This window comes from Nocardia amamiensis NBRC 102102 (genome assembly GCF_001612745.1).
GTDB lineage: Bacteria > Actinomycetota > Actinomycetes > Mycobacteriales > Mycobacteriaceae > Nocardia > Nocardia amamiensis.
In genome coordinates this window covers 1-8663 of the sequence record NZ_BDBA01000302.1, presented here as the reverse complement: position 1 = coordinate 8663, position 8663 = coordinate 1, and the positions used below count along the sequence as shown (strand labels likewise).

General features: G+C 69.7%; 7 protein-coding genes. 6 read left to right on the top strand and 1 reads right to left on the bottom strand.

The features are described from left to right. Window positions 1-84: 84 nt before the first annotated feature. Window positions 85-993 carry a thioredoxin-like domain-containing protein gene (locus NA4_RS36145; RefSeq protein ID WP_067480222.1) on the bottom strand — a complete coding sequence of 303 codons (909 nt, stop codon included), beginning with the start codon at window positions 991-993 and terminating at the stop codon, window positions 85-87. Between the two features lie 92 nt (window positions 994-1085). On the opposite strand from NA4_RS36145, the gene argS reads away from it, so the two are divergent. The 6 genes from argS to NA4_RS36115 form a co-directional block, all read left to right on the top strand. Beyond that, window positions 1086-2744 (top strand): arginine--tRNA ligase, encoded by a 1659-nt coding sequence (argS, locus tag NA4_RS36140; protein WP_067480220.1) that lies wholly within the window; start codon window positions 1086-1088, stop codon window positions 2742-2744. Between the two features lie 195 nt (window positions 2745-2939). After that, the gene (gene lysA / locus NA4_RS36135) at window positions 2940-4361 is read left to right on the top strand and encodes a diaminopimelate decarboxylase (RefSeq protein WP_067480216.1); all 1422 of its coding nucleotides are present in this window, start codon (window positions 2940-2942) and stop codon (window positions 4359-4361) included. After that, the gene (locus NA4_RS36130; RefSeq protein ID WP_084497764.1) at window positions 4358-5713 is read left to right on the top strand and encodes a homoserine dehydrogenase; all 1356 of its coding nucleotides are present in this window, start codon (window positions 4358-4360) and stop codon (window positions 5711-5713) included. The genes lysA and NA4_RS36130 overlap by 4 nt, the downstream gene beginning before the upstream one ends. Window positions 5714-5736: 23 nt before the next feature. Beyond that, window positions 5737-6858, top strand: coding sequence for a threonine synthase (thrC, locus tag NA4_RS36125; RefSeq protein ID WP_067480229.1), 1122 nt, complete (start codon window positions 5737-5739; stop codon window positions 6856-6858). A 103-nt stretch (window positions 6859-6961) separates the two neighbouring features. After that, on the top strand, window positions 6962-7933 hold the full coding sequence (gene thrB, locus NA4_RS36120; protein ID WP_067480226.1) for a homoserine kinase: 972 nt from the start codon (window positions 6962-6964) through the stop codon (window positions 7931-7933). A gap of 361 nt (window positions 7934-8294) precedes the next feature. Further along, on the top strand, window positions 8295-8663 hold a 369-nt coding region (locus NA4_RS36115), incomplete at its 3' end, for a Rho termination factor N-terminal domain-containing protein (RefSeq protein ID WP_373862870.1).

Below are 8663 nucleotides of genomic sequence, written 5' to 3'. Positions count from 1 at the left end.
CGTCGGCGGACACACTCCCGGCGGATACCGCTGGCTCATGCCCCGGTCCGTTTTTGTCGTTGACGGGCTCCTTGTCGGCGGGCATTACTGCCCCGCACCCGGTGCGGGCTGCCCCGGCGCCGGCGCGCTGGGCACACCAGGCACACCGGGAAGCGCGGGCACGCCGGGCACTCCCGGCAGGCCACCCGGGGGCATGCCGCCGACCTCGGACGGGTCCGGCGTCAAGCCCTTGCCGTCCATCGGCACCGCATCGGGCCCGGGCGGAGTCGGGTCGAACGGCGGCGGGTTGTCGGTGTCGAAGACGATGGTCGAGCAGTCCGCGCCGACCTCGGGGTAGGTGTAGGAGTTCAATCGCAGCGCGGTGATGAACTGGCCGACCCGCTTGTCATCAGCGCTGTCCAGCTTCAACTGATGCCCCCAGGACTGCAGCGACACCGCCGAATCCAGCCCAGGGTAGGGCGACATCATCGTGTACGGCTTGCCCTCGACCTTCGCCTTCAGCGTCTCGATCCCGTCGGCGTTCACCTTGTCGGGGTTGTAGGCGATCCACACGGCGCCGTGTTCGAGTGAGTGCACCGCGTTCTCCACCCGGATCGGCTTGGTGTAGACCGTGCCGGTGCAGGTCGCCCAGGACTGGTCGTGCGGGCCGCCGAACGGCGGCGCCTGGTCGTAGGCAACCCGCTGGCTCGCGCTGATGTGCAGGCCCGCGGGGTACTCCTTCTTCACCACGCCCGCGATCCCGTCGGAGGGATCTTTCCGCTCCGCGCTGGGTGTGTACTTGTCCAGCTCCGCCTTCTCCTGGTACTTGGGGACCAGGTTGTAGGCCAGGGCGCCGATCAATGCGATGATGACTACGGCCGCGCCGATGGCCAGCCAGGGAATCTGGCGATTCTTCTTCGGAAGTTGCCCTTGCTTGCCCCGCTTGCGGGGAGCCGACAACTTCGCCGCGGCCTTGGCGGCCTTGGCCGATTTGGCGCTGGGACTGTTCGGCATCGCTCGTTGTGCTCTCTCGACGTGGTGGATCCGCTGGCTGCGCAGTGCCCACCCCGTGGTGTACACCCGCCAAGACCATAGGATAGAGACTCGTGACTCCAGCTGACCTTGCAGATCTCCTTCGCGCCACCGCGGCGAAGGTGCTTGTCGAACGTGGACTGGACCCTGCGGTCCTGCCCGACGAGGTCAGCGTGGAGCGTCCCCGTAATCCGGAACACGGCGACTATGCCACGAATGTCGCGATGCAGGTGGCCAAGCGCGCCGGAACCAAGCCGCGCGAGCTGGCGACCTGGCTGGCCGACGCACTGGCCGCCGCGGACGGCGTCGCCGCCGCCGAGGTCGCCGGACCCGGCTTCCTGAACATCCGCCTCGCCGCCTCCGCGCAGGGCGCGATCATCGAGCGCGTGCTCGCCGCCGGCGCCGCGTACGGCACCGCGGACACGCTGAAGGGCACCCGGATCAACCTCGAGTTCGTCTCGGCGAATCCCACCGGCCCGGTGCATCTGGGCGGCACCCGCTGGGCGTCGGTAGGCGACGCGCTGGGCCGCATCCTCGCCGCGCAGGGCGCCGACGTGGTGCGCGAGTACTACTTCAACGACCACGGCGCGCAGATCGATCGGTTCGCCGCCTCGCTGGTCGCGGCCGCCACCGGCGCTCCGACCCCGGACAACGGTTACGCGGGCGCCTACATCGGCGAGATCGCCGACAAGATCGTGGCCGCGCACCCCGGCGCGCTGAGCAAGCCCGAGGCCGAGCGCCTGGAACTGTTCCGCGCCGAGGGCGTAGAGCTGATGTTCGCGCACATCAAGGAGTCGCTGCACGAGTTCGGCACCGACTTCGACGTCTACTTCAACGAGAGCTCGCTGTTCGCCTCCGGTGCGGTCGAGCAGGCGGTGGAGAAGCTGAAGAACTCCGGCGACCTGTACGAGAAGGACGGCGCCTGGTGGATCGCCAGCTCCGGATACGGGGACGATCAGGACCGGGTGGTCATCAAGAGCGACGGCAAGGCCGCCTACATCGCCGGTGACATCGCCTACTTCCAGAACAAGCGTTCGCGCGGCTTCGATCTGTGCATCTACATGCTCGGCGCCGACCACCACGGCTACATCGGCAGGTTGAAGGCCGCCGCGGCCGCGTTCGGCGATGACCCGGCCACCGTCGAGGTGCTGATCGGACAGATGGTGAACCTGCTGCGCGACGGTGTCGCGGTGCGGATGAGCAAGCGCGCCGGCACCGTCGTCACGCTCGACGACCTGGTCGAGGCGATCGGCGTGGACGCGGCGCGGTACTCGCTGGTGCGCTCGTCGGTGAACTCGAGCATCGACATCGACTTGAATCTGTGGGCCAGCCAGAGCAACGAGAACCCGGTCTACTACGTGCAATACGCGCACGCGCGCACCGCGTCCATCGCGCGGAACGCCGCCGAGTTCGAGTACGCCTCCGTCACGCCGGATCTCGCGCTGCTTTCCGCCGACGAGGAAGGCGAGCTGATCCGTACCCTGGGTGAGTACCCGCGCGTCGTGGCCAGCGCGGCGAGCCTGCGCGAACCGCACCGGGTGGCTCGTTATCTGGAGGAGCTGGCCGGCGCCTATCACCGCTTCCAGACCAACAAGAACCTGCGCGTGCTGCCGCTGGGCGACGAGCCCGTCTCGCCGACGAACGCCGCCCGCCTGACCCTGGTCAACGCCACGCGACAGGTCCTGGCCAACGGCCTCGGCCTGCTCGGCGTCAGTGCGCCGGAGCGCATGTGACCGGGCACCGGACCAGACGGAGGAAGGAAGTTTTCGTGAGTGAGCGGAGCGAGCGAGCCATCGACACAGCCGCCTGCGCGGTCATGCCGGAGCCGAGCGACAGCGAGGCGGAGGCATGAGTGAGCGGAGCGAGCGAGCCATCGACACAGCCGCCTGCGCGGTCATGCCGGAGCCGAGCGACAGCGAGGCGGAGGCATGAGTGCGCACCCCGCCGGGCCCCGGCACGCCGAGATCCCGCACGCGCCGAATCTGCCGGAACGTCCGAGCGATCCGGAACAGATGATCGATCTGCCCGCGAACGTCTGGCCGCGCAACGCCGCTCGCGACGCCGACGGCGTGGTCCGGCTGGCGGGCGTGCCGGTGCACGAGCTGGCCGCTCGGTTCGGCACCCCGCTGTTCGTGGTCGACGAGGACGACTTCCGTTCCCGCTGCCGCGACATGGTCCGCGCCTTCGGGGCGAACGCACGCGTCCACTACGCGTCCAAGGCGTTCCTGTGCGGTGAGATCGCACGCTGGATCCGGGACGAGGGCCTGTCACTGGACGTGTGCTCCGGCGGCGAGCTCGCCGTGGCGCTGCACGCGGGTTTCCCGGCCGAGCGAATCGCGTTGCACGGCAACAACAAATCGGTCGCCGAGCTGGAGGCCGCGGTGTCCGCAGGGGTCGGCCACGTCGTGGTCGACTCGCTGATCGAGATCGAGCGCCTGGAAGCCGTCGCCGGCCTCGCAGGCGTGGTGCAGGACGTGCTGGTCCGGGTCACGGTCGGCGTGGAAGCCCACACCCACGAGTACATCTCGACCGCGCACGAGGATCAGAAGTTCGGTTTCTCGATCGCGGGCGGCGACGCCATGGAGGCGCTCGCGCGCGTCTTCGACGCCGACAACCTGCGCCTGGTCGGCCTGCACAGCCACATCGGCTCGCAGATCTTCGAGATCGACGGATTCGAGATCGCCGCGCGGCGCATGCTCGGGCTGCTGCGCGAGGCCATCGACAAGTTCGGCATCGAGCGCACCGCCCAGATCGCCACGCTGGATCTCGGTGGCGGACTCGGCATTTCGTATCTGCCGTCGGACGATCCGCCGCCGCTGGACGAGTTCGCCGCGAACCTGCGCAAGCTGGTCGCCGCCGAGGCCGAACGCGCGGGCCTGCCCGTGCCGGTGATCGCGGTGGAGCCGGGCCGCGCCATCGCGGGTCCCGGCACGGTGACGCTGTACGAGGTGGGCACCATCAAGGACGTCTCGCTGGACGGCGGCCTGCGCAGGCGCTACGTCAGCGTCGACGGCGGCATGAGCGACAACATCCGTCCCGCGCTGTATCAGGCCGATTACGACTGCCGTCTGGTCTCGCGCTCGTCGCAGGCCGGGCCGGTGGTCGCGCGGGTGGTCGGAAAGCATTGCGAGAGTGGCGATATCGTTATCCGCGATACCTGGTTGCCCGCCGATGTCAGCCCCGGCGACCTGGTCGCGGTCGCCGCCACCGGCGCGTACTGCTATTCGATGTCCAGCCGGTACAACCAGTTGCCCCGCCCCGCGGTCGTCGCGGTGCGGGACGGACAGCCGCGCCTGATCCTGCGCCGGGAGACGGTGGCGGACCTGCTCAGCCTGGAGGTGGAAGCGTGACGGCGAACGCGAAGAACGGCATCTGGGGAACCGATCGCCCGATCGGGGTCGCGGTCCTCGGCATGGGCAATGTCGGCACCGAGGTCGTGCGCATCCTGCGCGAGCACACCGAGGACCTGCGTGCCCGCGTCGGCGCCCCGGTGGTGCTACGCGGCGTGGCCGTGCGCAGCCTCGGCACCGACCGCGGCATCCCGGCCGACCTGCTGACCACCGACGCCGACGCGCTCGTCGCCCGCGAGGACGTCGATCTGGTCGTCGAGGTGATCGGCGGCATCGATCCGCCGCGCCGGCTGATCCTGGCCGCGCTGAACGCGGGCAAATCCGTGGTGACAGCGAACAAGGCGCTGCTGGCCGACTACACCGGCGAGCTCGCCGCGGCCGCTGAACGCAACCGCGCCGACCTGTACTTCGAGGCCGCCGTCGCGGGTGCCATCCCGGTGGTGCGCCCGCTGATCCAGTCCCTGGCCGGGGACCGGGTGAACCGGGTCGTCGGCATCGTCAACGGCACCACCAACTTCATCCTCTCCGCGATGGACGAGACCGGCGCCGACTACTCGGAGACGCTGGCCGAGGCCACCCGTCTCGGGTACGCGGAGGCCGACCCGACCGCCGACGTGGAGGGCTACGACGCCGCGGCCAAGGCCGCAATCCTCGCCTCGCTGGCGTTCCACACCAGGGTCACCGCCGCCGACGTGTACCGCGAGGGCATCTCGCGGATCAGCGCCGAGGATCTGGAGACCGCCTCGGCGCTGGATTGCACCGTGAAGCTGCTGGCCATCTGCGAGCGTGTGGACGCGGGCCCCGGCGAGCCCGGTCCGGACGAGGGCGGTAAGGAACGCGTCTCGGTGCGCGTCTATCCGGCGCTCATTCCGCGTAAACATCCGCTGGCCGCGGTGACCGGCGCCTTCAACGCGGTCGTCGTCGAGGCGGAGAACGCCGGGCGGCTGATGTTCTACGGGCAGGGCGCAGGCGGCGCTCCCACCGCCTCCGCGGTGCTCGGCGATCTGGTGATGGCGGCACGCAACAAGTTCTACGGGGGTCGCGCTCCCGGCGAATCGGTTTATGCTGAGCTACCGATCGCGCCGATCGGCGACACGCCCACCCGCTATCACGTGAACCTCCAGGTCGAGGACCGTCCTGGTGTTCTGGAGAAAGTGGCGGGCGAATTCGCCAAGCACGAGGTGAGCATCTCGACCGTCCGTCAAGAAGGGCACGGTTCGGGTGCGCGCCTGGTCGTGGTGACCCACCACGCGACCGAGTCGGCGCTCGCGGACACCGTCGCCGCACTGGCGGAAATGGCATCCGTCACATCCGTGACCAGCGTTCTGAGATTGGAAGGCACCGAAGAATGACCACAGTGTCGCGTAGCGACGCCATGAGCGGCGGTGGCCCGGCGACGGGTGGGCGTCCGACTGGCGTTGCGCCCCAGGCAGGAGTGCACTCCCGCTGGCCGGGCCTGATCGCGGCGTACCGCGACCGGCTCGCCGGCGCGGCCGACTGGGAGCCGGTCACCCTGTACGAGGGCGGAACGCCGCTGGTGCCCGCGCCGCACCTGTCCGAGCTGACCGGGTGCGAGGTGTACCTCAAGGTCGAGGGCCTGAACCCGACCGGGTCGTTCAAGGACCGCGGTATGACCATGGCGATGACCGACGCCAAGTACCGCGGCCAGAAAGCGGTGCTGTGCGCGTCCACCGGCAACACCTCGGCGTCCGCCGCGGCGTACGCCACCCGCGCTGGCATGAGCTGCGCGGTGCTGATCCCGCAGGGCAAGATCGCGATGGGCAAGCTGGCCCAGGCGGTCATGCTCGGCGCGAAGATCATCCAGGTGCAGGGCAATTTCGACGACTGCCTGGAGCTCGCCCGCAAGGTCACCGCCGACTTCCCCAGCATCGGCCTGGTGAACTCGGTGAACCCCGCGCGCATCGAGGGGCAGAAGACCGCGGCCTTCGAGATCTGCGACGTCCTCGGCAAGGCTCCGGACGTGCACGCGCTCCCGGTCGGCAACGCGGGCAACATCACCGCCTACTGGCGCGGCTACCGCGAGTACTACGCCGACGGCGTCACCGGTCAGCTGCCGCGCATGCTCGGTGTGCAGGCCGCGGGCGCCGCGCCGCTGGTCAACGGGGCGCCGGTGAAGGACCCGGAGACCATCGCGACCGCCATCCGGATCGGCGCGCCGGCCTCGTGGAACGGCGCCGTCGAGGCCAAGGAGCAGTCCGGCGGAGCGTTCCGCGCCGCCACCGACGAGGCGATTCTCGAGGCATATCACCTGGTCGCGGCCGCCGAAGGCGTGTTCGTCGAGCCCGCGTCGGCGGCCAGCGTCGCCGGTGTGCTCGCCGCGCGCAAGGAAGGCTGGCTGGAGCCCGGGCTCACCGTGGTGTGCACCGTGACCGGCAATGGCCTCAAGGATCCCGACACGGCGCTGTCGGGGATGCCGCAGGTGCAGGCGATTCCGGTCGACCCGGTCGCGGTCGCCGCCGAACTCGAGCTGGCCTGAGTTGAGTTCGCGCGACAGCCAGCTCATGGGCGAGCGTAGCGAGCGAACCATCGACACAGCGCGCACCGCGCAGACCGGAACCGAGCGCCACCGTGGCGCGGGCGTGAGCGCGACGCTGCCCGCCGGTCTCACCGTGACCGCGCGGGTGCCCGCGTCGACGGCGAACCTCGGCCCCGGCTTCGACTCGCTCGGTATGGCACTGGGTCTCTATGACGAGATCGAGGTGCGCACCACCGATTCCGGGCTCACCATCCGGGTCGAGGGCGAGGGCGCCGACGACGTCCCTTGGGGCCCTTCGCATCTCGTGGTCCGCGCGATCGAGCGAGGCCTGGAATCGGCGGGTGTCTGGGCCGACGGGCTCGACGTGGTGTGCCGCAACGTGATTCCGCATGCGCGCGGGCTCGGCTCGTCGGCGTCCGCGGTGGTCGGTGGACTGGCCGCCGGCTGCGCCCTCGCGGCGAAGCTGGACCCCGCCCTGGCCACGCCTGCCGATCAATTGGTCCAGCTGGCCTCGGAATTCGAAGGTCACCCGGACAACGCGGCGGCCAGCGTGCTCGGCGGAATCGTGGTCTCATGGACCGAGGCCGACACCGAGTTCGCCGCCGACGCGGGTCGCGATGTCGCGCCCGAGGCGAAGTACCACGGTCGTGTCTACCGCGCGGTGCGGCTCGAGGCGCATTCCGCGCTGCGACCGGTCGTGCTGATTCCCGAGGAGCGCTCGTCCACCGCACACACCCGCGGCCTGCTGCCCGAGGTCGTGCCGCACGGCGACGCCGCCTTCAACGTCAGCCGCGCCGCGCTCGCGGTGGTCGCCCTGACGCAGCGACCCGACCTGTTGCTGCCCGCTACCGCGGACCGCCTGCACCAGCCCCAGCGTGCACCCGCGCTACCGCTGACCACGGCCTGGATCGGCCGCCTGCGGGCGGCGGGCATCGCGGCGACCGTCTCCGGCGCTGGGCCGACCATCCTGGCCCTGAGCACCAGCGAATTCCCCGCGGAACTCCGCGAACTCGCGGCATCCGACGGCCTGCGCGTGGTGGAGCCGGGTATCGCCGAAGGCGTCCGGGTCGACTGACGGCGAGTCTGCCTTGCCGAGATTCGCAATATGCAGCTATTCTGGGCAAGTCCGTACATCGTGCGCATCAGACGCCGGTGCTTCATCAGGGCAATCGCTCCAGCAGGCTCCAGGCTCGAGCCTCCAGGCCATGGGGGTGCTGCGTAGCTGCGCAACTGGAATGATCACTCCCCACCTTTCGCCAATGGTGGAGAAGCCGCCGGTCCGGCGGGGCAGGTGATACGGCACATAGCGCCCGGACGGACGCATCCCAGTCCGGAAGAATGCCCGGGCTGCGGGACGAACCCTCGAAACAGCACACGGCAATCGAGGGAAGGAAAGGATTTCCGTGACAGATACGGACCTGCTCGCGACACCCGGCGTGGAATCGAACCCGACGGGCGACCGCGAAAGTGAATCCGGACAGATTTCGAAGATGAGCGAACACACCGACGTCGCACGATCGGGGCTGACTGGAATGTTGTTGCCGCAGTTGCGCGCCCTCGCGGGGGAGCTCGGTATCCGAGGCACCTCTGGAATGCGCAAGGGCGATCTGATCGCCGCCATCAAGGAAAATCAGGCCGCCGGGAAACCGGCGAAGGTGGAAAAGCCCGCCAAAGGCGAGGCGAAGTCTGCGGAGACCGCGAAGGGCGATGCCCCGGCGAAGGCCGACGCGGCCGATTCCGCGAACGCAGCGGCTCCGGCGAAGGCCGAGCAGGCGACCCTCGACGTGACGCCTGCGGCTGCGGCC